Origin of the sequence: Brucella sp. RRSP16 (assembly GCF_052246815.1) — a bacterium.
GTDB classification, from domain to species: domain Bacteria; phylum Pseudomonadota; class Alphaproteobacteria; order Rhizobiales; family Rhizobiaceae; genus Brucella; species Brucella intermedia.
Window position 1 is genome coordinate 153,183 of the sequence record NZ_JBQQAM010000001.1, and the last position, 20,498, is coordinate 173,680.

Consider the following 20,498-nt stretch of genomic DNA (forward strand, 5'->3'; position numbering starts at 1 on the left):
CTTGGTGTGGCTATGCGTCATAGGACGGCACAGCGTCAATCCTTTTTCCCGAAAAGCCGCTTGAGCATGTCGGCCATCGGGCCGCTTTCGGGAATATTCGGCTTTTTCTGGTTTGGCCGCGCCTGACGGATATGGCTCTGCGCCTTTGCCTTTGCTTCAGGCGGGGCTTTTTCAAGCTGCGCGGGGTCGGCCTTGAAACCGTTTGGGCGCTGATTGCCGTCGCCCATGGCGAGCGCAACGCGGTTCATGAAACTGTTGTCCTCGCCGCGGGCGAGCATGGCGACATTATCGGCGACAGCGCCCAGAAGCGTATCCAGCCATTCATTGTCGGCCTTGGCGAAATCGCCGAGAACATAGTTATGCACGAGTTCCTTCGCGCCGGGATGGCCGATGCCAAGCCGCATGCGGCGATAATTCTGGCCGCCGGGGAAGGATTGCATATGGGAGTCGATGGACTTGATGCCGTTATGGCCACCGGAGCCGCCGCCGGTCTTGATGCGCAGCTTGCCGGGATTGAGATCGAGTTCGTCATAGATCACGACGAGATCGGCAGGCGTAAGCTTGTAGAAGCGCATGGCCTCGCCGACAGACTGGCCGGAAAGGTTCATGAAGGTCTGCGGCTTGATGAGCAGCACCTTTTCGCCATCGATCACGCCATCGGCGATCTCGGCCTGAAACTTCTTCTGCCAGTTGGAAAAGCGATGGCGGCGGAATATTTCATCCGCCGCCATGAAACCGATATTGTGCCGGTTATGCGCATATTTGGGGCCCGGATTGCCAAGACCTGCAATGAGCAGCATGGTTTGAGCCCCTAAATAATTACTCGGCGTCCTTGGCTTCTTCCGCAGCGCCTTCCGAGGCAGCTTCTTCCGACTTCAGGCCGGCAGGAGCAGCAATCGTGGCGATGGTGAAGTCGCGATCCTGGATGGCAGGCGTTACGCCCTTCGGCAGCTTGATTGCCGAAATGTGGACGGAGTCGCCGATTTCGAGGCCGGTCAGGTCGACATCGAGTGCTTCCGGAATTGCATTGGCCGGAACGATCAGTTCAACGTCGTGACGAACGATGTTGAGAACGCCGCCGCGCTTGATGCCCGGAGCTGCTTCTTCGTTCTTGAAGTGGACCGGAACATTCACATGGACGACCGACTTCGCGGAAACGCGCAGGAAGTCGACATGCTGCGGGAAGTCACGGACCGGATCCAGCTGGTAGTCCTTCGGGAGGACCTGAATCTTCTTGCCGTCCACTTCGATCGTGGCAACAGTGGTCTTAAAGCCACCGCCATGAATCTTGTAGAAGATCTCCTTGTAGGAGACGGCGATTGCGAGGGGTTCCTGCTTGTCGCCATAGATGACTGCAGGAATCTGGCCGTTGCGACGCAGTTCGCGGGAGGACCCCTTACCAACCCGGGTACGCAGATCGGCCTTGAGCACGTAAGTCTCGCTCATGGCATTTCCTTTCGATGTTACTGGAGTGTCGCCCGCTGTATAATTTGCGCATGATCTTGTCCGAAAACCGGTTTCCACTTTTCGGGACCATGCTTCAACAAACGACATGAAACAGCCCGTATCGTCTGTCACAAGGTGAAAGACCGGACCGCTCCATTCCGCGTTGCCTCCAAGGGTGTCTACGCGGATGGCGGTGCTATAGAGCATAGCGCGCGGCGGTGCAAGTTTTTTGGGTTTGCCTCCCACGGAGGCTGACGGGCGATAGTTGAAAAAGTGATCCCGATGGCCTATATTCGGATCGGTAGCTGAAGCGCTAACTCCAGCTACCGTGTTCTTAGATAAAGAATTGTGCCCGCACTGTGGCTTGCCAGCCAGTGCGGGTTTTCTTTATTCTAAGCGTGAATCTGATGGGTATTAACCACATTCAATTCACCTCCGAATAGAGAGCAAAGCCTTTGCCACGGTCGAGGTGGCTCATCCTCCCCGACGCGCCCGCTGGCTGGACGCTTGCTGCTTTTGCCCCCTGACAGGATTGCTATCAAAACTTCAGGTTGAAATCTACTGCCCGGCATCTGTGGGCATTTGTCTTAACGGGTGGCAATGACAGCCGCAAAAGTGTTAAGCGGGTGCCTGATCGACTGGCGGGTTTTCTGCGCGAGTCGTCTGTTCCCGCAATGTTGAAACAAGGAGGCGAGATGCAGGTCGGTATCGACATGGGTTCTGTTGCTGGAAGCGGTTCTGCCTCGGCAGCGGCGCTTGGCGGCGGCAAGCAGGCCATGCTTGATCTTGAAGAGCTTCTCGCCACGCGCCTGCTCGTGCAGGGCAATTCCGGTTCCGGCAAATCGCATCTCCTGCGCCGCCTGCTCGAACAGAGCGCGCAATGGGTGCAGCAATGCATCGTCGATCCGGAAGGCGATTTCGTCACGCTCGCCGATCTCTACGGTCATGTCGTCGTGGATGCGGCGCGCCCGGAAGCCGAACTGACCCGTATCGCCGGGCGCATCCGCCAGCATCGCGTGTCGGTGGTGCTCAATCTCGAAGGGCTGGACGTCGAGCAGCAGATGCGCGCGGCGGCGGCTTTTCTGGGCGGGCTTTTCGATGCCGAACGCGACTACTGGTATCCGATGCTGGTGGTGGTGGACGAGGCGCAGCTTTTCGCGCCCGCTGCCGCAGGCGAAGTGTCGGACGAAGCGCGCAAGCTGTCGCTCGGCGCGATGACCAATCTCATGTGCCGGGGCCGCAAGCGCGGGCTTGCGGGCGTCATCGCCACGCAGCGGCTGGCGAAGCTTGCCAAGAACGTGGCGGCGGAAGCCTCCAACTTCCTGATGGGCCGCACATTTCTCGATATCGACATGGCGCGCGCCGCCGATCTTCTCGGCATGGAGCGCAAGCAGGCCGAAATGTTCCGCGATCTGGAGCGCGGGCATTTCGTGGCGCTGGGGCCGGCCTTGTCGCGGCGTCCGCTGCCGATCCGCATCGGCAATGTGGAAACCTCGGCGCGCTCGTCCTCGCCGAAACTGATGCCATTGCCCGACGCGCCGGAAGACGCGCGCGACCTGATCTTCACGCCCGCGCCGGAGGAAATCCGCACCGTGATACGCCGGACGCCGCCTCCACCGCCGCCGCCGTCCACGGCGGAAATTCTGGCGCAGGTGGCGAAGCCGAAGGCGGAAGCCGAGCCGGTCGAAGCGCCTTTGTTTCCCGGCATCGCGGAAGCCGAACGCGAGGCGCTTCTGGAAAAGGTCATGCGCGAGATCGTGGACGACCCGGAAGCCTCGTTCCGCTCGGTCGCCGTGCTTTATCAGGATTTTCTGGTGCGCTGCCGCATCCATCGCGTTCCGGGCGAACCGCTGGCGCTGCCCGCGTTCCGCCGCAGGCTGGCGGTGGCGCAGGCCAGCATGGAAAGCGATGTCGCCAGCGGCGAAACGTGGCAGAAGGCGCTTGCCCTGTCGGAAAGCCTGACCGACGATGTGCAGGGCGTGTTCCTGATCGTGGCGCAGGCCGCCGTGACGGCTGCGCCTTGCCCGTCCGACGCGGCGCTGGCGCGGGCCTATGGCACGCATTCGTTCAGCCGTGCGCGGCGTCTCCTGACCTATTTCGAAGAGCGCGGGCTTCTGGTCGTGCGCAACGACTTCAAGGGTATGCGCATCGTCAATTTCCCCGATCTTGGCTGTGAGACCGCGCCGGGCGATCCGAATGCGCCGGATGATCTGGCCGAAGAAGGTGCCGCAGCCGAGTAAGCCTGTGAAAACCGTCATGAACCTGTAATGATTGTCAGCAAGAGCTTGGTCGGATCATTCAGGATGACAGCGTGACACAGCCAATAAAGCAGCCGGATTTCAAAGAACTTTTCGCGACATTCGGCAAGATCGGGCTTTTGTCCTTCGGCGGGCCGGCAGCGCAGATCGCCATGTTGCAGCGCGTTCTCGTGGATGAGAAGAAATGGATGGATCAGGAGCGGCTGATCCATGCGCTCAATTTCTGCATGTTGCTGCCCGGGCCGGAAGCCATGCAGCTTGCGACCTATTCCGGCTGGGCGGTGAAAGGCTGGCGCGGCGGCTTGCTGGCCGGGCTTTTGTTCGTGCTGCCCGGTGCTGTCGTCATGCTGGCATTGTCGGCGCTTTACGTCGCCTTCGGGCATGTCGATGTTGTGGCGGGATTGCTGTTCGGCCTCAAGGCTGCGGTGCTGGCCGTGGTCTTTGAGGCGCTCTATCGGATGGCCAGACGGACATTGGCGTCGGGTTTTTCCTATTGCGTAGCGGTCACTGCATTCATTGCGATAGCGCTTTTGAAACTGCCGTTTCCGCTCGTCGTGCTGCTGGCGGCTGTCGCCGGCGGCCTGCGCCATGCCATTCAGGGAAATAGTGCAGCAACAGTTCTGGGGCAGGCGACACCCGGTGCGCTGCGGGAATTCACGCAGCAGACATTCATCTGGGGCGGGCTATGGCTTTTGCCGCTGATCGGGCTCTTCCTCGCCTTTGGCGGCGGGCATGTCTTCGTGCAGGAAGCCGCCTTCTTCTCGAAGCTTGCGGCGGTAACGTTCGGTGGCGCTTATGCGGCCCTTTCCTATACGGCGCAGCAGGCGGTCGAGCATTTCGGCTGGATGAAGCCCGGCGAGATGCTGACCGGGCTCGGCCTTGCCGAAACCACGCCGGGACCGCTGATCCTCGTGCTGGTATTCGTTGGCTTCGTGGGGGCGGCGAACCTTTCGGGCCTGCCGCCGCTGCTCGGCGGCTTTTTCGGCGGATTGATCGCGCTGTGGTTTACCTTCGTGCCCTGCTTTCTATGGATACTGGCAGGCGCGCCATTCGTGGAGCGGCTGCGTCAGGTGCGCTGGCTGTCGGCGATGCTGGGCGGCATTACCGCTGCGGTCGTGGGCGTGATTGCCAATCTGGCGCTGTGGTTCTCGCTGCATGTCCTGTTTTCACAGGTCGTGGAGAAGGCGGTCGGTCCCTTCACGCTGCCGCTTCCGGTCTGGAGCACAACAGACAATGCCGCCGTCCTGATCGCAGGCGCGGCGGCATTGTTGCTTGTCGTCTTCAGGATGAACATGCCGCTCGTGCTGTTGCTGGCGGCATGTTTCGGGATCGCCCTCAGGCTGTTGTTTTAGTCGAACAGGCTCGAAACCGACTCTTCCGCTGCCGTGCGGGCAATGGCTTCGCCGATGAGGTCCGAGATCGACAGCACGCGGATGTTCGGCGCGTCGTTGATGGCGGTTGTCGGCTGGATGGAATCGGTGATGACCAGTTCCTTCAGCTTGGACGAGGCGATACGCGCAACCGCGCCGCCGGACAGAACGCCGTGCGTGATATAGGCGGTGACGCTGTTGGCGCCCTTGTTGAGCAGGGCTTCGGCTGCATTGCAGAGCGTGCCGCCGGAATCGACGATATCGTCGAACAGCAGGCAGTCCTTGCCGGAAACATCGCCGATGACGTTCATGACTTCCGATTCACCCGGGCGCTCACGACGCTTGTCGACGATGGCGAGCTGCGCGTCGATGCGCTTTGCGAGCGAACGGGCGCGCACCACGCCGCCGACGTCCGGCGATACGACCATGCAGTTGCCGGTGGCATAATGGGCCTTCACATCGCGGGCGATGACCGGAACGGCGTAGAGGTTGTCGGTCGGGATATCGAAGAAGCCCTGGATCTGACCGGCGTGAAGGTCAAGCGTCAGGACGCGGTTGGCGCCGGCTTCGGTGATGAGGTTGGCGACGAGCTTGGCCGAGATCGGCGTGCGCGGGCCGGGTTTGCGATCCTGGCGGGCATAGCCGAAATAGGGCAGGACTGCGGTGATGCGACGGGCCGAGGAACGGCGGAAGGCATCGATCATGATGAGCAGTTCCATCAGGTGATCGTTTGCCGGGTAGGAGGTCGATTGCAGAACGAATACGTCTTCGCCGCGCACGTTTTCCTGAATCTCTACGAAGATTTCCTGATCGGCGAAGCGACGGACGCTGGCCTTACCGAGCGGAATGTTGAGATATTGAGCAACGGATTCGGCAAGAACCCGGTTGGAGTTGCCTGCGAAAAGTTTCATTCTTTTGCCTCTGACGCCGATGCGGTCGCGGTTTGCAGTCTGGTTGTCGCAAAAGTCCGCCGTAACGGACAATCTCAAAAATTTTAAAGCTGCGTACTTATCTGACGGGATCAAGTACAGCAGCTTGCAAGGTTCTTTCGGATGCGGGGGCTATTGCAAAGAGTCACAGTTATTGCAAGGCCCGAAGGGACACAATTGCTGCAAAAAGGCCGGTATTGCGGCTTTCCCACAGTATGACAGACCGATTCAGCAAAAGATTTCAGTCTTTTGCTGCCGAAGCAAGTTTCTATGCGCGATTTGCCGCAAGCCAGGTCGAATATTCCTGCATGGTGCGGTCGGCGATTGCCTGCATTGCGGAAGCCGGAACGACGCTCCATGAGTCTGCCGCAGCGCCCGGAACTTTCTCCTGACCCTGTATGCGGTGAAGGCGGTTGCCGGACGCATCGAGAACATCCCAGACGTAGAGAACCGTGGTCTGGTTATCTTCCGAAAGAACGGAGAAATATCCCTTCATCACATAGGCCGCGCCCGTGTCATTATTGCCCGCAAGCTCGATGCCCTTTGCCTTGGCGTCATCGTTGATGCGATGGGTCAGCGGCGTCACCACATTGACCGGCGCGCCGACGATGGGGGCGATATGCAGCTTGCCCGGCTTGAGGCCTGCACTGCGCGGCGGCGTCGCTGGCGCGGTGGTTGCGGGCGCGGTGCCGGTTGCGGTTGTTCCGGCGGGTTGCGCGGCGCCCGTCGCCGGGGTGCCGGGCGTCGTGGCCGGTGCAACGGTTTGGCCCGAACTCTGACCAGAGCCTTGGCCCGGACCCTGATTGCTGCCTTGCACGTTCAGCGCGGATTCAGTGCTGTTGCAGGCAGCGAGGACGCTTGTCAGCATCCCGGCCAGAAACAGCATCGTTGAAAGATGTGCCTTGTTCATGTTCGGCTTCATGCTCCTGAAGGCGCAGGTTCCCTGCGATAGGGCATTTCAGTTCATTCCGTCGACTTTTCCCGACGTGCCGTTTTATCGCCGATTGCGCCTCATTTGACAATCATATCAAGAGAATGGCGGGATAATGGCTGAGCAGCCCCATTTGTTGTGAGATATGTCTGTCCCAGCGTCATGGCGGTCTGCGTATCGGAATCCATGATGATCATATGCGCGAAAAGCGTCATGTCCGGCTGGATGCTTTCCGGATTTCCCGCATAGAACATCTGCGGGTCCATCCATGACGGCGTGAAGCGCGCGCCCACCGAATAGCCGCAGGCATTGAGGCGGTGGCGGGTGAGGCCATGCGCCTCCATGGTCCGCGCATGGGCATCGAACACGTCGCCGAATGTCGAGGCGGGCGTCATCGCCGCTTCCACGGCTTCCAGCGCCTCGCGCGCGGCGGCGTAAAGCTCCTGATGATGCGTGGTCGGCTTGCCGACGATCAGCGTGCGCATCATCGGCGCATGGTAATGCCGGAAGACGCCCGACCATTCGAGCGTGAGCTGGTCGTTCTTGTTCAGCTTGCGCCGGCCGGATTTATAGCGGCAGAGCAGGGCGTCGTCGCCCGAGCCGATGATATATTCGTTCGCCGGATAATCGCCGTCGCCCGCGAAATTGGCGCTCATCATCGCAGCCAGAATATCGGCTTCGCTCGCGCCGCCTTTGGTCAGCTTGATCGCCGCATCAAGCGCATCGTCGCTCAGTTCCGCGGCGCGCTTGGCATAGGCGATTTCGGCAGGGCTTTTCAGCAGGCGCAGGCGATCCACCATGCCGGACGCATCGTAAAGCTTGGCAAAGCTCTGCAACTGTTCGTCCAGCTTGCGGGCATTGGCCCCGGTGAGGCCGTGCGTCTGGTATTCGATGCCGATCCGGGTGCCGAGAAGGTCCAGTTCCGTCAGGATATTGCGCAGGTCCGAGGCCGGATTGGCATTGTCGCGGTCGGTCCAGACCACGATATTCTCGATATTCGACGTATGACGCGCCTGCCGGAGATCGGCGGAGCGCGTCATCAGCACCATGGACCCGTCGGCTTTCACGACGAGGCACTGGAAGAAGCAGAAGCCGAACGTGTCATAGCCGGTCAGCCAGTACATGCTCTCCTGTGCGAACAGCAGAAGGGCATCCAGCTTCTCCTCCTCCATCTTCAAGGTCAGACGGTCGCGACGTGCGGCGAATTCTTCCGGCTCGAAGTGAAGGGCCATGCGGTTCTCCTAATCTTCCTGGGTGGCGGTGTCTTCTATGATGGCAATGGCTGCGATCTGACGCCCGTAATCGGGTTCATTGCGATGGGTGGTGCGCCGGTAGGAATAGAACTGGTCCTCATCGGCATAGGTGCACTGGCGCAGCGATTCCGCCTGCACACCTGCCTTCGTCAGGCGGTCGGTGATGAATGTCCACAGGTCGAACAGCTTGTGGTCCGCCTTGTCGGATGGGCGGAAATAGGCGGTATAGGCCGGGTCCCTGCCGATGAATTCGGCATAGAATTCCGGTCCGACCTCATAATTGTCGGGGCCGATGGTGGGGCCGAGAACAGCCACGATATTCTCGCGCTTCGCGCCGAGCCCGATCATGGCTTCGATGGTGTTTTCCAGCACGCCGCCAAAAGCGCCGCGCCATCCCGCATGAGCAGAGCCGATGATTCCCGCTTCGTGATCGGCAAACAGCACCGGCCCGCAATCGGCGGAAAGCGCACCGATGGCGATGCCGGGAACATTGGTCACCATGGCGTCGGCCTTCGGGCGCGGGCTGCCGAACGGTTCGGTGACGTGGAGGACATCGGGCGAATGAACCTGATGGACGGTCATGAGATGATCCGGCGCAACGCCGAGGCTTTCGGCTACGCGGCGACGATTCTCGGCGACCTTTTCCGGTACATCGTTCGATCCGCTTCCGACGTTGAGGCCCGTATAGATGCCATCGGAAACGCCGCCCTTGCGGGTGAAGAAGCCGTGCGCAATCCGCTTCCCGTTCTGTCCGACGGGCTTTTCAAGGAGAGGCGAACGGAGCGGTTGCGGCATGTCGGTCATGGCATTCTTTCGTTAAACGGCGGGATGGTGGGGGAGGTCGGTTGGCTTGTCAATCGAAGCTTTCGCTAACATGGGACTGCAAATGGAATGAGCTTTGTGTCGGAATCGCTGATGGCCAGCACCTTGAACAAGGTTCCCATCTGGTCGGGAGCGGCCAGTCTTTCGACATCCTGCCGGATTTTCTCCTGAAATGCCGCATCCTTGCCCGCGCCCAGCCGTCCGGCGCGATCAAGCAGGCCCATTGCGAGCAGAAACTCGCCCTGCGTCATCGTTCCGGTCTTGCAGTTGCTGGCCCGTGCCGCCTTCTCCAGCATGTCGAAATCGACATGGCTGGTAAGATCGGCTTCCCCCGGATGGGCGAACACATCGTCAAAGCTGTGTTTCAGCATGGCTTGCAGCGTATCGCCGAAACCGGATTCCAGATGGCCGTAATCGATGTTGAGCGCCGCGCCGCGCGTTGTGGCGATCCGGCTGGCGATTTCCTGCATCAGGGCCGTGCGCGCCGGGGCCGCTTCAAAGATGGCGCCTTCTTCCGCCGTGGCGTGATCTTGCGGAAGGAGAGCCGGATCTATGCCGCCCAGACCGCTGACGAAGTGAAATTCGTCCTTGTCGTTGAGCGCGATCATCCGTTCCACAAAACGGCCACCCACCTTGACGAACTGGCGGAAAGGAATGGCGTCGAAGAGTTCATTGGTGACGAGGATCAGCGGTCCGTCAGCTATGTCGGAAAAGCGCTCGAACCAGTCCATTTTTACGCCTGCACCGGCCAGCTTTTCCTTTTGCCTTTCGACAAGGCGCGGGCTGGTTTCGACCATGGCGATGCGGGCAGCGCCAAGCATTTGCGGGGCAAGCCTGCCGATGGTGCGCAGCATGTCGCTCATCAGCGTGCCGCGACCGGGGCCGATCTCGCACAGCACCACATTGTCCGGACGGCCCAGCGCATCCCATTCGCTGACGCACCAGATGCCGATCAGCTCGCCGAACATCTGGCTCACTTCCGGCGCGGTGATGAAATCGCCGTCACGTCCGAAAGGTTCTCGCGTGGTGTAATAGCCAGCCTCGCGGTCGCCGAGGCAGGCGGCCATGTAATCGGCGACGCTGATCGGCCCGGAGGCGGCGATCAGGTGTTTCAGCCGGTCTTTCAGCGATGACTCAGGCATCTTTGGCTGCTGCGCGGTTGGCGCGCCACATGGCCCAGAGCCCGATCAGCACCATCGGCACCGAAAGCACCATGCCCATGGTGAGCCAGCCGCCGAGGAGATAGCCGAGCTGGGCATCCGGCTCGCGGAAGAATTCCACCACGATGCGGCTGAGGCCGTAGCCGGTGACGAATGCGCCTGCGATGAAGCCGGGTTTCTTCAGCTTGCGTCCGACCCAGACGAGCAGGAACAGCACGAAGAAGAGCACGAGACCCTCAAGCAAGGCTTCGTAAAGCTGGCTTGGATGGCGCGGCAACGGGCCGCCATTGGGGAAATAGACCGCCCATGGCACATCGCTGACCCGGCCCCAGAGTTCCGAATTGATGAAATTGGCGACGCGCACGACGCCGAGGCCGACCGGCACGCCAGCGGCAATCGTGTCGAACATGCTCCACACCCTGATGCCGCGTGAGCGGGCAAACAGGATCATGGCGAGCGTGGTGCCCAGAATGCCGCCATGGAACGACATGCCGCCATCCCAGACCGCCGGAATGGCGAGCGGGTTGGAGATGTAGAAGGAGAAATTATAGAAGAGCACATAGCCGATGCGTCCGCCAAGCACGACGCCGAGCGCGGCCCAGATGACGAAGTCGTCGAGCGCTTCCGGGGCCATGGGCGGCTGGTTGTTCGCCCACAGGCGATGGCTTCGCAGGAGCTTCTTGCCATACCACCAGGCGAACATGATGCCGACCACATAGCCGAGGCCGTACCAGTGCACTGCCAGCGGCCCGATCCGGAAAATCACCGGATCGATATTGGGGAAGGCGAGCGCCGATACGGGCAGCAACGTCTCAATCATGAAATCACTCCGTTTTGTGAGGGAACATGCTGGACCAACCCTTGCCGGTCAAGCCGTTCCCGCCGTGCTGCAAATCGCGTTTTGCGGCGCCTGCGGTGCTCATTTACCCTTAAGGCAGCCTTAAGTACATTCGCCTCGGGTTTCCCAATCCCGCAGGAGCCCCTGATTTTGCTTTCGTCGCGGCGAAGCCGATCACTTTCCTTAGCCGAGCTTGCATCGGACCCGAGACGGCCCTATTTCAAATTTATGTTTTCAACAGGTCTCTCCTGGAAATAAGGAATGATTGCCATGACCAGCGGACAGAACCGGGTTCTCGATGAACTCGCCAAGCTTGTGACGGATGCGGCAGGCGCTGCGCAGGGCGTGCGCCGCGAAGTGGAAACGGCGTTGCGTTCACAGGGCGAACGGGTGCTGAACACGCTCGACGTGGTGCAGCGCGAAGACTTCGAAGCCGTTCGTGAAATGGCGATCAAGGCGCGCGCCGAAAACAGCGCCCTGCTGGCAAGAATCGAAGCTCTCGAAGCGCGTCTTGCGAAATTCGAAGTCGATTCCGATGCCAAATCGGCAAAATCGGCTTCAACTTCGGCTAAATCCAAAAATAATCCCTGAATATTTATTAACAGGCCGCAAGTGGCAAAAACCCTTGTCTTAGAGTCGGTTAAGGCAAGGGGTGCGGCCCGCCCTTCATATATTTCCACATGCTTTCATGTCTCTTTTTTGAAAAGGGGCTGGCGTTCAGATTCAGCATCAATAGACTGAAAACACTACATGATTCGTAATGTGGTCATGTAGGCGGCGGCGAGGGGCTGTGTGTCAGGTTTCGCGTCTTTCAGGCTGCTTTCCAGTATCAGTTGCGTATGTGCGTGTGCCATTGGGGCGCTTGCATGCCACCGTGCATGCCGGTTCCTCGACCGATCAATTCGTGCCTGTTTTCCTGCGCTTGTTCTTGCGCGGTGACCGGCGCGGGCGGGCAGTTATCTGCACGCCGGGAATTAGGAAACATCTGGGGGCAGATGGTTCCCAGAACAGGAAACGGACATGAGCCTTCTTGAGCTTGAATTCGCACGTGAGGCGCATCCGGTGGATGTGATCGAACAGGTCGCGCATTCAAACGACTGGACGTTCGAGCGGACTGGCGACGACGAAATCGCAATCTCGGTTGCGGGCAACTGGACTGACTATCACATCTCGTTTTCCTGGATGGAGGATTTCGAGGCACTGCATCTGGCCTGCGCATTCGACATCAAGGTGGCCGAGCCGCGCGTCAACGAAGTGATGCGCCTGCTTTCGCTCATCAACGAAAAACTGCTGATGGGCCATTTCGACCTCTGGCAGCAGGAAGGCGCGATCATGTATCGCCAGTCGCTGTTGCTGGCGGGCGGCGCGGAACCGACGAGCCGTCAGGTGGAAGTGCTGCTGTCGGCGGCGCTGGAAGCCTGCGAGGCCTATTTCCAAGCTTTCCAGTTCGTGGTCTGGTCGGGCGTCACGGCCCGCGAGGCGCTGGAAAGTGTGGTGTTCGAGACAGTCGGTCGCGCCTGACTATAAATCAGTTTAATTTTGGCCCGGCGCTCGCGCCGGGTTTTCTGCGAGGCCGGGAGCGCGGGCCGGGGAGTGAAAGAATGAGCGAAGCAACCACCATCAGCTGGGCAGATTTCGAAAAGGTCGATATCCGCAGCGGAACCATCGTGGAAGCCGTGCCATTTCCCGAAGCGCGCAAGCCCGCCTTCAAGCTGAAGATCGATTTCGGCGAAAAGATCGGCGTCAGGAAGTCGTCGGCCCAGATCACGAAGCACTACACGCCCGAGCAACTCATCGGCAAGCAGGTCATGGCTGTGGTGAATTTCCCGCCGCGGCAGATCGGCCCCTTCATGTCGGAAGTGCTGACGCTCGGCATGCCGGACGAGGACGGCGAAGTGGTTCTCGCGGCAATCGACAAGCCGGTGCCGAACGGCGGCAAGCTTTATTGAGAGCACGATGATTTCGCGTTGAGCAACCGCGTCGATCCCTCATCCTGAGGAGGCTTCTGAGCAAGCTCAGGAACCTTTTCAGAATGGAGGCAGAGAGGTAGTTATTGCGTTACGCTATCGATTGAGAAGATGCACTGATTCTGGAACGTGTCCTGCGGTTTCCAGATTTTATCTGCAAGAACAATATTATGAATATTGAGCTGTTTCATCGCTTTCAGCGAATAGGTCCAGCCCTTGCAGTCTTTATATTCGTGATCGAGGCGATCCAGGCCGTATAGGGGCATCATGGGCTCCACGCCCAATGACGAATAGAAACTGAATTCACGGGCTCGTTCTTCGGTTAATGCGCGGTACAGCTTGGCCTTATCAGCGGCTGGCGCTTTTTCAAGCACGTCCGACACTATTTGAAATGCACTGCCATGCCATCCGAGCTGGCTGTCCTTGTCCAGATATTTGATCTTTCCTGCCGGAAAGACATAATTGGCGCAAGAAGAGAAGCAGTGTCGCTTGATATGAACATCCATACCCTTTTTATGGATAAACTCCCCGAGATCCATGCCCGTGTCTACCGGTCCACCTCTGCTGTCGATAACCAGCGTCGTGATCGAAGGATCGTAGAGCTTTTTTAGTTTTTCAAATGAAGCTTGGTTTAGCCAGCCGGTATAATGAATTTCCTTCCCTTGTTTAATGACAGTGGCAGTCGATGAGGTGCCGGAATTGTCGGTCGTCATGGCAGCTGTCGAGAACGATGATGAAGTATAAATTACAAAAAACAAAATTATTTCTTTTTTCAACGGTGAATCCTTGCAGATTAATATTAAATGAAGTCGAATTTTATGAATTACATCAAATATAACGTCTATTCTTGTATAAGAATTACATTAAACTTAGGCCGGAATATGGATGATGGCGCGTAGGCCGCCCAGAGGCGAATCTTCCAGCGAAATGTCGCCGCCGTGGCTGCGCGCGATGTCGCGTGCAATGGCAAGCCCCAGCCCGCCCGTGCCGCCTGAATCCTGCGTTCGCGCTTCATCCAGCCGGACGAATGGCTTGAAGACATCTTCCCGCCGGTCTTCCGGAATGCCCGGTCCGTCATCGTCCACGACGACTTTCAGCCAGCCTTCGACATGCGAAATTGACAGCTCGACATTTTGCGCGTGACGGAAGGCGTTCGATACGAGATTGCTCACCAGACGCGAGAAGGCGTTCGGGCGCACATGAACCTCGCTGTCGCCCTCGACATGATATTTGAAGCCGCGTTCGCGCAGCCGCGCCTCGTTCTCCAGCTTCTCGCAGAGTTTGGTGACATCATAGCTTGCCGTTTCTTCCGAACCTTCGCCGCGCGCAAAGGCAAGATAGCCTTCGAGCATCGTCTGCATGTCGGCGATATCCTGATTGAGCGGCTCGGTGTCGATGGAATGGCCAGCCAGCGCCAGTTGCAGCTTGAAGCGGGTGAGGATGGTGCGCAGGTCGTGGCTGACGCCCGACAGCATGGCCGTGCGCTGCTCGATCTGGCGCTCGATGCGCGAGCGCATCTGGATGAAGGCAATGCCGGCGCGCCGTACTTCCTCGGCCCCGCGCGGATGGAAGCCCTCCGGCATGGGGCGCCCCTTGCCGAAACTTTCCGCCGCCTCGGCAAGCTGCTGGATCGGCTTGATCTGGTTGCGCAGGAAAGCGATGGCGATGATGAGCAGAACGAGCGCGGTGCCGACCATCCAGGTCAGGAAGATGCCCGTATTGGACGCATAGGCCTGGCTGCGCCTTGCAAAGACGCGCAACACCTTGTCCTCGAGCTTGATGCGGATTTCGATGAGATCGGAATCGCCCACCGTATCCACCCAGAAGGGCCGGTTGATCTGGCGGGTGATTTCCTCGCTCAGGAAGTAATCGAGAATGGCGAAGAACGGCTTCGGTCCGGGCGGCGGCAGCGGATCGGGCGGCAGGATCGAAATGTTCAGCGCCAACCGCTGCTGCGAGATGCGGATCAGATTATCGTAGCCCGGTTCCTGCGGATAGGTTTCCAGAATATCGATGATGCCTGCAATATCACGGACGACGGCGGTGGACAGACGTTCCGTCACCATCTGCCAGTGACGCTCCATGAACACATAGGCGATCACGGATTGCAGCAGCACCATCGGTGCGATGATGATGATGAGCGACCGCGCATAAAGCCCCTTGGGCATGGTGCGGGCCAACCAGCGGGAGAATTTTCTCAAGGGCGATTTCATCGTGTCAGGCCCACACTGGCTGCGGCACAAGGGGGGTATTCGGGTCGGTATTCGGGGCGGTGATCGCGCTTCGCGACGGCCTTCGCGGCGTCTGGCGCAGCCGAAAAGTTCTTTTCAGGCTGCGCTTCGCGTTTTGTGAGAATACCATTTCCGATCGCACTATCCCGGCTCTGCCGAATGCTACTCGATGCTCAGCTTGTAGCCGATGCCGCGCACGGTCTGGAGCCAGACCGGATTGGCCGGGTCCTGCTCGATCTTGCGGCGAAGGCGATTGATCTGGACGTCGATCGTGCGCTCGCCGACATCGCCGTCCTGACCGGTCAGCTCGTGACGGGGGATCGTTTCACCGGCGCGCTCCGCGAAGATCGCCATGATGTCCTGTTCGCGATCCGTCAGCTTGATCGTTTCGGAACCCTTCTTCAATTCGCGGCGCGGGATGAAGAAAGTGTAGGGGCCGAACACGATCTGTTCGATCTTCGGCTGCGCCGGAGGCGCGCCGCGCCGTAGGATATTGTTGATGCGAAGCGTCAGCTCGCGGGGATCGAAGGGCTTGGGCAGATAGTCATCGGCGCCAGCGGACAGCCCGTCGATGCGGCTGTCGGTTTCCGACAATGCCGTCAGCATGAGAATGGGAACATTCTTCTGCTCGCGCAGCGAGCGCGTCAGCGAAACGCCGGTTTCGCCCGGCATCATGACGTCGAGGATGAGCAGATCGAAGTCGATGCCTTCCAGCTTGCGGCGCGCTTCAGCGGCGCTGCCAGCCATGGTGACACGGAAACCGCTATTCGTCAGATATTGCGAAAGAAGGCTGCGGATGCGCGTATCGTCATCAACGACGAGGAGATGCGGCGCGTCATCCGAAAGCGTTTTTTCTTCTTCTGCTGCCATGGCGTGTTTCGATCCCGTTCCGATAATTTGACTTCAGCATCCCGGCATCATGCCCGATGCTTTGGCACGCATATTACCGACAGGAATGCGGCACGTCCATTCACTGCCTGCATGCGCCTGTTTTTATGCAATCATTCAGTGTCTGGTCCAAAGCCGCCATGCCCTGCTGCAAATAGCGGCTTTCTGCGCTGCCGAGGCGCATATACTTCAAGTATTGCTCAAGCTGAGCTTGTCGAAACCCGTCATTTTCGCGACGGCCTGACGCTTCTTATTCAGACACTTTCTGCAACGATGCGTAACACTTCGCCTCAGACCTGCCGGGACGACGGATCATCGGCAGAAAACTCGTCGATCTGCGCACGCCGTTCGGGATTGACCATATTATAGAGAAAGCGTTCGATCACCGCGCGGTCCTGCGGGGCGCAATCCTCCAGCGCGCGCGCAATGCGCCGCGACTGCGGAAGGGCCAGCGCCAGCGTCAGCTCGCGGCCGCTCCTTGTCGGATAGAGCTTGCGGTGGCGGCGGTCATGCAGGCCGGTGGCCTGAACGACATGGCCGGTATCGATGAGCTGCTTGAGCACCCGCGACAGGCTTTGCTTCGTTATGCGCAAAACCTCCAGCAGTTCCGCAACCGTCATGCCGGGCTTGCGGTTGATGAAATAGAGGACGCGGTGATGCGCCCGTCCGAATCCGATCTTTTCCAGAATGAGATCAGGGTCGGCGGTGAAATCGCGATAGGAAAAAAACAGAAGTTCGATCACGTTGAGATCGGCCGCCTCCTCAGCCGTCAACGGATTGCTTATATAATTCAGATCGTTCGTCGAATTCACATCTGTGCTCCGTTCTGCCGCGTTAAATATGTCAGCATTATTGACATAATTCAATCGCCCAGATAATTTTCGATAAGCGTGAGCTGGCTTTTTTGGAATAATGTTTGCGCTGACGCGTGCATGAAGGAGGAATAATTGCGCTGGCCTCTTTGCCGCCGTTCGTCTGAACGCGGACGGTGAGAAGAGTACCCGCAATATTCCATCCCGGTGGAGGATTTATTTTCTTTCCATGCATGCTCCGGCTGGATTTCGCGCAATATGTTTGCGTGACCTCAAAGCATTTTGAACAAAAAGGCCAGCAGTTACGCAGAAAAAGGTGGCCGTCTCACCATTTATATCGATTTAACTGGGGAAGACGGGTCGCGGAGAAGTTTGTCCGGTCTGAAATCGGCCTGTAACCGTGTCGAGACAGCGCCGCGAGGAAAGTCAAGGAGCAAGAAAATGGCTGCGATTCCATTCGATCAACGGGACGGATTCATCTGGCTGGACGGAAAATTCGTCGACTGGAAAGATGCGAAAGTCCATGTGCTGACCCATGGCCTGCATTATGCGAGCGCCGTGTTTGAGGGCGAGCGCGCCTATGGCGGCGAGATATTCAAGCTGAACGAGCATACCGAACGCCTGCATGAATCCGCGCGCATTCTCGGTTTCGAGATTCCTTTCAGCGTCGCGGAAATCAATGATGCCTGCCGCGAGCTTCTCGAGAAGCAGGGTTTCGAGGACGCCTATGTGCGCCCGATCGCCTGGCGCGGCTCGGATTCGCTGGGCGTGTCGGCGCAGAACAACCGCATTCATCTGGCCATCGCCATCTGGCAGTGGCCGAGCTATTTCTCGCCGGAAGAAAAGATGAAGGGCATTCGGCTCGACATCGCCGAATATTGCCGTCCGGACCCGCGCACCGCGCCGTCGCGCTCCAAGGCCGCCGGTCTTTACATGATCTGCACGATCTCCAAACATGCCGCCGAAGCCAAGGGCTATGCCGATGCCTTGATGCTCGACTGGCGCGGACAGGTCGCGGAAGCGACCGGCGCGAACGTCTTCTTCGTCAAGGACGGAGCGCTGCACACGCCGAAGCCCGACTGCTTCCTCGACGGCATCACGCGCCGCACGATCATCGATCTTGCCAAGCGTCGCGGCATCGAAGTCATCGAACGGGCAATCATGCCGGAAGAACTTGCCGGTTTCTCCGAATGCTTCCTGTGCGGAACGGCTGCGGAAGTGACGCCGGTTTCGGAAATCGGACAATACCGGTTCAAGCCTTCCGAAATTACAAATGTTCTAATGAATGACTATTCAGCGGAAGTTCAGCCGAAGCGCGCAGCGGCGGAGTAACTGGGTTTTAAACAGAAAAAGAGCGGCCTTCGGGCCGCTTTTTTGTTTTTCCGTCGGTTATTGTTTGACATTGGCAAGTTTCGGCACATGATTTTTTTGCCGGAGTCGCGCTATTCCGGTTTAAAACTCAGATGGGGTGACGATTATGGAAGCTCTACTACCTCTCATTCTTCAGCTGGTCGCTGGCGCGGTTGGCGGCAACATCGCAGGCGCAGTCAAGAATATCAGTCTGGGAACCACGGGTAACACGGTGGCGGGCGGCATCGGTGGTGTCATCCTCGGTCAGCTGCTTCCGATGCTATCCGGCGGCGGTCTCGATTCCGTTCTCAACGGCGTTGTCGGTCAGCTGGCTGGCGGCGGTGTCGGCGGTATCGTACTCACGGCCATTGTCGGCCTGATCAAGAACGCGATGGCCGCCAAGGCCTGATGCACCGCAGAACGTAAGGTTGTGGGGACAACCGGCAAGACGAACTGTCGGGGCGCGTCCCGAAAACCGTGAAGCGGCTTTCGGGGAAGCGTCCCGGTCAAATCCTGGAGAGGGAAAACGGGCGGCGACCAGCCGCCCGTATCTGTTTGGAGCGGTTCCGGTCGAGACGTTCTGTTTGAAGCACAATCTTATCGATCCCCGGGGCGAATTATGTTCTATAGCTTCACCGGACAGGCGGGGCTCTAAGTATTTGTTTTGTCGCATTATCCTACGCATCGAAGGGGGTTAAGAAATCAGTCCAGTGAACTGATTTCCCCGCGTAGACGCTTCGCACTTTTGCTGGAAATGTTCTAGTGTGGGACAGAAAGCGTTTTCCAGACCGTCATTTATGCGGGACGCGCCATAAAGTGGAGTAAGACCAATGGGGCAATTGCAGGCCATCATCGTTCCCGTCACGCCGTTCCAGCAGAACTGCACCATACTGTTCGACAGCGAGACCAAGAAGGGTGTGGTGATCGATCCGGGTGGCGACCTAGACCGCATCCTGGATGCGATTGGATCCCAGGGGGTCGAGGTCGAGGCCATCTGGATCACGCATGGCCATATCGATCACGCCGGGGCTGCGCTCGATCTCAAGGAAGCGCTGGATGTGGACATTATCGGCCCGCACAAGGATGACAAATTCCTGCTCGACAATCTGGCGACGACCGGCCTGAAATACGGCCTTACCGAAGGCGTGCGCAACGTGACGCCGGACCGCTGGCTGAACGAGGGCGACAAGGTTTCCGTTGCCGGACACGAGTTCGAGGTCTTCCACACGCCGGGCCACGCACCGGGGCATGTCGTGTTCTTCAACCCGGAGGCGCGATTCGCCATTGTGGGCGACGTGCTTTTCAACGGCTCGGTCGGGCGCACCGATTTGCCGGGCGGCGATCATGGGGCGCTGATTCGCTCCATCAAGGAAAAGCTGCTGCCGCTTGGCGACGATATCGGCTTCATCTGCGGGCATGGTCCGGGCGGGCGGTTCGGCGAGGAGCGGCGCTCCAATCCGTTCCTGAACGACATCGGCTACGCATAACAGAAAAACCGCAAACAAGAACGGCTACCCTGAGATCAGGGTAGCCGTTCTTCTTATTTTTAGTGGCATTATCTGCGCATCGAAGCGGGACAGGAGACCAGTCCGGTGGACTGGCCAGCTTCAATTCGCGGAGCAGAAGTGATCGCGCCCGTCGTAACCGCGATAGGTGCCGGTGTTCGGATTGAACGACCGGTAACGGTCGGAGCAATACTGATACCAGCCGCGGCTCCATGGCTCATAGCCCGCGCGGTAATAGGTTACCTGGCGCGCCGGGGCTGCCGGATAATAGGCAGGCGGCGGCGGAGGCGGCGCATAGACCGGGGCCGGCTGCACATAGGTCGGCTGCGGCTGGCTCAGCGCGCTGCCGATGAGGGCGCCGGCTGCAAGGCCGATCACGCCTGCGGCAACCGCGTCGCCATGGCCGCGATGCCGGTCGCGGTAGTAGGGACGATCCCAGCCACCACGATTCCAACCATGGCGACCCCAGGAATCTGCCGATGCCGTTGCAAGCGGCGCGGCAACTGCCGCGAGGGATGCCGCTGCCAGAATGGCTGTTTTCGCAAATCGGTTCATTGTTCGCTCCTTCAGAAGCTCGACTGCAATGTCTGCGATACGTTGGCCGAAGGGGCACGTATCGTTTGTGAATAAGTGATTAACTCTTTCGACATGAATGGAGGCTGAACAATGGTGAAGGGCTGCGGAAAACGCCCGTTTTCCGGTAAATTACGCGCAGTATCTGTAATATTTCGCGCTTGA

At 59.0% G+C, this 20,498-nt stretch carries 21 protein-coding genes; 8 read left to right on the forward strand and 13 right to left on the reverse strand.

The genetic code is table 11. The features are described from left to right. Nucleotides 1-35: 35 nt before the first annotated feature. Together pth and ACS5UA_RS00705 are read right to left on the reverse strand one after the other, a co-directional pair. The gene (gene pth / locus ACS5UA_RS00700) at nucleotides 36-800 is read right to left on the reverse strand and encodes an aminoacyl-tRNA hydrolase (protein WP_006467331.1); all 765 of its coding nucleotides are present in this window, start codon (nucleotides 798-800) and stop codon (nucleotides 36-38) included. Nucleotides 801-819: 19 nt separating this feature from the next. Next, nucleotides 820-1,446, reverse strand: a complete 627-nt coding sequence (locus tag ACS5UA_RS00705; protein WP_006472730.1) for a 50S ribosomal protein L25/general stress protein Ctc — start codon at nucleotides 1,444-1,446, stop codon at nucleotides 820-822. Nucleotides 1,447-2,141: 695 nt separating this feature from the next. Between ACS5UA_RS00705 and ACS5UA_RS00710 the strand changes: the two genes are divergently transcribed. After that, a complete protein-coding gene (locus ACS5UA_RS00710; protein WP_443101098.1) occupies nucleotides 2,142-3,686 on the forward strand; it encodes a helicase HerA domain-containing protein in 1,545 nt (514 codons plus the stop codon). Nucleotides 3,687-3,757: 71 nt separating this feature from the next. Continuing rightward, nucleotides 3,758-5,056 carry a chromate efflux transporter gene (chrA, locus tag ACS5UA_RS00715; protein WP_443101099.1) on the forward strand — a complete coding sequence of 433 codons (1,299 nt, stop codon included), beginning with the start codon at nucleotides 3,758-3,760 and terminating at the stop codon, nucleotides 5,054-5,056. Here the strand turns inward: chrA and ACS5UA_RS00720 are convergent. The 6 genes from ACS5UA_RS00720 to lgt all read right to left on the reverse strand — a co-directional run bounded on the left by ACS5UA_RS00720 (nucleotide 5,053) and on the right by lgt (nucleotide 10,989). Continuing rightward, nucleotides 5,053-5,985, reverse strand: coding sequence for a ribose-phosphate pyrophosphokinase (locus ACS5UA_RS00720; RefSeq protein ID WP_021586965.1), 933 nt, complete (start codon nucleotides 5,983-5,985; stop codon nucleotides 5,053-5,055). The genes chrA and ACS5UA_RS00720 overlap by 4 nt on opposite strands. A 286-nt stretch (nucleotides 5,986-6,271) precedes the next feature. Further along, nucleotides 6,272-6,925 carry a hypothetical protein gene (locus ACS5UA_RS00725; RefSeq protein WP_113475081.1) on the reverse strand — a complete coding sequence of 218 codons (654 nt, stop codon included), beginning with the start codon at nucleotides 6,923-6,925 and terminating at the stop codon, nucleotides 6,272-6,274. An 89-nt stretch (nucleotides 6,926-7,014) separates the two neighbouring features. Continuing rightward, nucleotides 7,015-8,166: a M24 family metallopeptidase gene (locus ACS5UA_RS00730; RefSeq protein WP_006467324.1), complete on the reverse strand. Its 1,152-nt coding sequence runs from the start codon at nucleotides 8,164-8,166 to the stop codon at nucleotides 7,015-7,017. Nucleotides 8,167-8,175: 9 nt separating this feature from the next. Continuing rightward, entirely contained in the window at nucleotides 8,176-8,991 is an 816-nt protein-coding gene (gene pgeF / locus ACS5UA_RS00735) for a peptidoglycan editing factor PgeF (protein WP_063620762.1), read from the reverse strand. Between the two features lie 65 nt (nucleotides 8,992-9,056). Continuing rightward, a complete protein-coding gene (locus ACS5UA_RS00740) occupies nucleotides 9,057-10,151 on the reverse strand; it encodes a class I SAM-dependent methyltransferase (RefSeq protein ID WP_443101100.1) in 1,095 nt (364 codons plus the stop codon). Then, entirely contained in the window at nucleotides 10,144-10,989 is an 846-nt protein-coding gene (gene lgt / locus ACS5UA_RS00745) for a prolipoprotein diacylglyceryl transferase (protein WP_021586959.1), read from the reverse strand. Before lgt ends, ACS5UA_RS00740 begins: the two co-directional genes overlap by 8 nt. Nucleotides 10,990-11,277: 288 nt before the next feature. On the opposite strand from lgt, the gene ACS5UA_RS00750 reads away from it, so the two are divergent. The 3 genes from ACS5UA_RS00750 to ACS5UA_RS00760 all read left to right on the forward strand — a co-directional run bounded on the left by ACS5UA_RS00750 (nucleotide 11,278) and on the right by ACS5UA_RS00760 (nucleotide 12,956). Next, nucleotides 11,278-11,598 (forward strand): accessory factor UbiK family protein, encoded by a 321-nt coding sequence (locus ACS5UA_RS00750; protein ID WP_006471915.1) that lies wholly within the window; start codon nucleotides 11,278-11,280, stop codon nucleotides 11,596-11,598. 429 nt (nucleotides 11,599-12,027) lie between these two features. Then, the gene (locus ACS5UA_RS00755) at nucleotides 12,028-12,528 is read left to right on the forward strand and encodes a YbjN domain-containing protein (RefSeq protein WP_006467319.1); all 501 of its coding nucleotides are present in this window, start codon (nucleotides 12,028-12,030) and stop codon (nucleotides 12,526-12,528) included. An 80-nt stretch (nucleotides 12,529-12,608) separates the two neighbouring features. Further along, nucleotides 12,609-12,956: a tRNA-binding protein gene (locus ACS5UA_RS00760; RefSeq protein WP_021586958.1), complete on the forward strand. Its 348-nt coding sequence runs from the start codon at nucleotides 12,609-12,611 to the stop codon at nucleotides 12,954-12,956. A gap of 101 nt (nucleotides 12,957-13,057) precedes the next feature. On the opposite strand, the gene ACS5UA_RS00765 is transcribed toward ACS5UA_RS00760, so the two are convergent. The 4 genes from ACS5UA_RS00765 to ACS5UA_RS00780 all read right to left on the reverse strand — a co-directional run bounded on the left by ACS5UA_RS00765 (nucleotide 13,058) and on the right by ACS5UA_RS00780 (nucleotide 16,905). Further along, nucleotides 13,058-13,750 (reverse strand): hypothetical protein, encoded by a 693-nt coding sequence (locus ACS5UA_RS00765; RefSeq protein WP_128005737.1) that lies wholly within the window; start codon nucleotides 13,748-13,750, stop codon nucleotides 13,058-13,060. 93 nt (nucleotides 13,751-13,843) lie between these two features. Beyond that, nucleotides 13,844-15,187, reverse strand: coding sequence for an ATP-binding protein (locus ACS5UA_RS00770; protein WP_006471914.1), 1,344 nt, complete (start codon nucleotides 15,185-15,187; stop codon nucleotides 13,844-13,846). Between the two features lie 180 nt (nucleotides 15,188-15,367). Beyond that, nucleotides 15,368-16,075, reverse strand: coding sequence for a response regulator (locus ACS5UA_RS00775; RefSeq protein ID WP_021586954.1), 708 nt, complete (start codon nucleotides 16,073-16,075; stop codon nucleotides 15,368-15,370). Between the two features lie 308 nt (nucleotides 16,076-16,383). Beyond that, the gene (locus tag ACS5UA_RS00780) at nucleotides 16,384-16,905 is read right to left on the reverse strand and encodes a MarR family winged helix-turn-helix transcriptional regulator (protein ID WP_006471913.1); all 522 of its coding nucleotides are present in this window, start codon (nucleotides 16,903-16,905) and stop codon (nucleotides 16,384-16,386) included. A 441-nt stretch (nucleotides 16,906-17,346) separates the two neighbouring features. Here ACS5UA_RS00780 and ACS5UA_RS00785 point away from each other — a divergent pair, with 441 nt between their 5' ends. The 3 genes from ACS5UA_RS00785 (at nucleotide 17,347) to ACS5UA_RS00795 (ending at nucleotide 19,742) form a co-directional block, all read left to right on the forward strand. Continuing rightward, complete coding sequence (locus tag ACS5UA_RS00785) at nucleotides 17,347-18,237, forward strand: branched-chain amino acid aminotransferase (RefSeq protein ID WP_021586952.1); 891 nt, start codon at nucleotides 17,347-17,349, stop codon at nucleotides 18,235-18,237. Nucleotides 18,238-18,382: 145 nt separating this feature from the next. Then, nucleotides 18,383-18,664, forward strand: coding sequence for a hypothetical protein (locus tag ACS5UA_RS00790; protein ID WP_006471911.1), 282 nt, complete (start codon nucleotides 18,383-18,385; stop codon nucleotides 18,662-18,664). Between the two features lie 421 nt (nucleotides 18,665-19,085). Next, nucleotides 19,086-19,742: an MBL fold metallo-hydrolase gene (locus ACS5UA_RS00795; protein ID WP_025090524.1), complete on the forward strand. Its 657-nt coding sequence runs from the start codon at nucleotides 19,086-19,088 to the stop codon at nucleotides 19,740-19,742. 120 nt (nucleotides 19,743-19,862) lie between these two features. On the opposite strand, the gene ACS5UA_RS00800 is transcribed toward ACS5UA_RS00795, so the two are convergent. Continuing rightward, the gene (locus tag ACS5UA_RS00800; protein WP_006467309.1) at nucleotides 19,863-20,315 is read right to left on the reverse strand and encodes a BA14K family protein; all 453 of its coding nucleotides are present in this window, start codon (nucleotides 20,313-20,315) and stop codon (nucleotides 19,863-19,865) included. Nucleotides 20,316-20,498 lie beyond the last annotated feature (183 nt).

Excerpts from the sequence above, each read along its gene's own strand:
- pth (WP_006467331.1), bottom strand. The coding sequence starts at position 800 with ATGCTGCTCATTGCAGGTCTTGGCAATCCGGGCCCCAAATATGCGCAT.
- ACS5UA_RS00705 (WP_006472730.1), bottom strand. The coding sequence starts at position 1,446 with ATGAGCGAGACTTACGTGCTCAAGGCCGATCTGCGTACCCGGGTTGGT.
- ACS5UA_RS00710 (WP_443101098.1), top strand. The coding sequence starts at position 2,142 with ATGCAGGTCGGTATCGACATGGGTTCTGTTGCTGGAAGCGGTTCTGCC.
- ACS5UA_RS00720 (WP_021586965.1), bottom strand. The coding sequence starts at position 5,985 with ATGAAACTTTTCGCAGGCAACTCCAACCGGGTTCTTGCCGAATCCGTT.
- ACS5UA_RS00725 (WP_113475081.1), bottom strand. The coding sequence starts at position 6,925 with ATGAAGCCGAACATGAACAAGGCACATCTTTCAACGATGCTGTTTCTG.
- ACS5UA_RS00730 (WP_006467324.1), bottom strand. The coding sequence starts at position 8,166 with ATGGCCCTTCACTTCGAGCCGGAAGAATTCGCCGCACGTCGCGACCGT.
- pgeF (WP_063620762.1), bottom strand. The coding sequence starts at position 8,991 with ATGACCGACATGCCGCAACCGCTCCGTTCGCCTCTCCTTGAAAAGCCC.
- ACS5UA_RS00740 (WP_443101100.1), bottom strand. The coding sequence starts at position 10,151 with ATGCCTGAGTCATCGCTGAAAGACCGGCTGAAACACCTGATCGCCGCC.
- lgt (WP_021586959.1), bottom strand. The coding sequence starts at position 10,989 with ATGATTGAGACGTTGCTGCCCGTATCGGCGCTCGCCTTCCCCAATATC.
- ACS5UA_RS00750 (WP_006471915.1), top strand. The coding sequence starts at position 11,278 with ATGACCAGCGGACAGAACCGGGTTCTCGATGAACTCGCCAAGCTTGTG.
- ACS5UA_RS00755 (WP_006467319.1), top strand. The coding sequence starts at position 12,028 with ATGAGCCTTCTTGAGCTTGAATTCGCACGTGAGGCGCATCCGGTGGAT.
- ACS5UA_RS00760 (WP_021586958.1), top strand. The coding sequence starts at position 12,609 with ATGAGCGAAGCAACCACCATCAGCTGGGCAGATTTCGAAAAGGTCGAT.
- ACS5UA_RS00770 (WP_006471914.1), bottom strand. The coding sequence starts at position 15,187 with ATGAAATCGCCCTTGAGAAAATTCTCCCGCTGGTTGGCCCGCACCATG.
- ACS5UA_RS00775 (WP_021586954.1), bottom strand. The coding sequence starts at position 16,075 with ATGGCAGCAGAAGAAGAAAAAACGCTTTCGGATGACGCGCCGCATCTC.
- ACS5UA_RS00785 (WP_021586952.1), top strand. The coding sequence starts at position 17,347 with ATGGCTGCGATTCCATTCGATCAACGGGACGGATTCATCTGGCTGGAC.
- ACS5UA_RS00790 (WP_006471911.1), top strand. The coding sequence starts at position 18,383 with ATGGAAGCTCTACTACCTCTCATTCTTCAGCTGGTCGCTGGCGCGGTT.
- ACS5UA_RS00795 (WP_025090524.1), top strand. The coding sequence starts at position 19,086 with ATGGGGCAATTGCAGGCCATCATCGTTCCCGTCACGCCGTTCCAGCAG.
- ACS5UA_RS00800 (WP_006467309.1), bottom strand. The coding sequence starts at position 20,315 with ATGAACCGATTTGCGAAAACAGCCATTCTGGCAGCGGCATCCCTCGCG.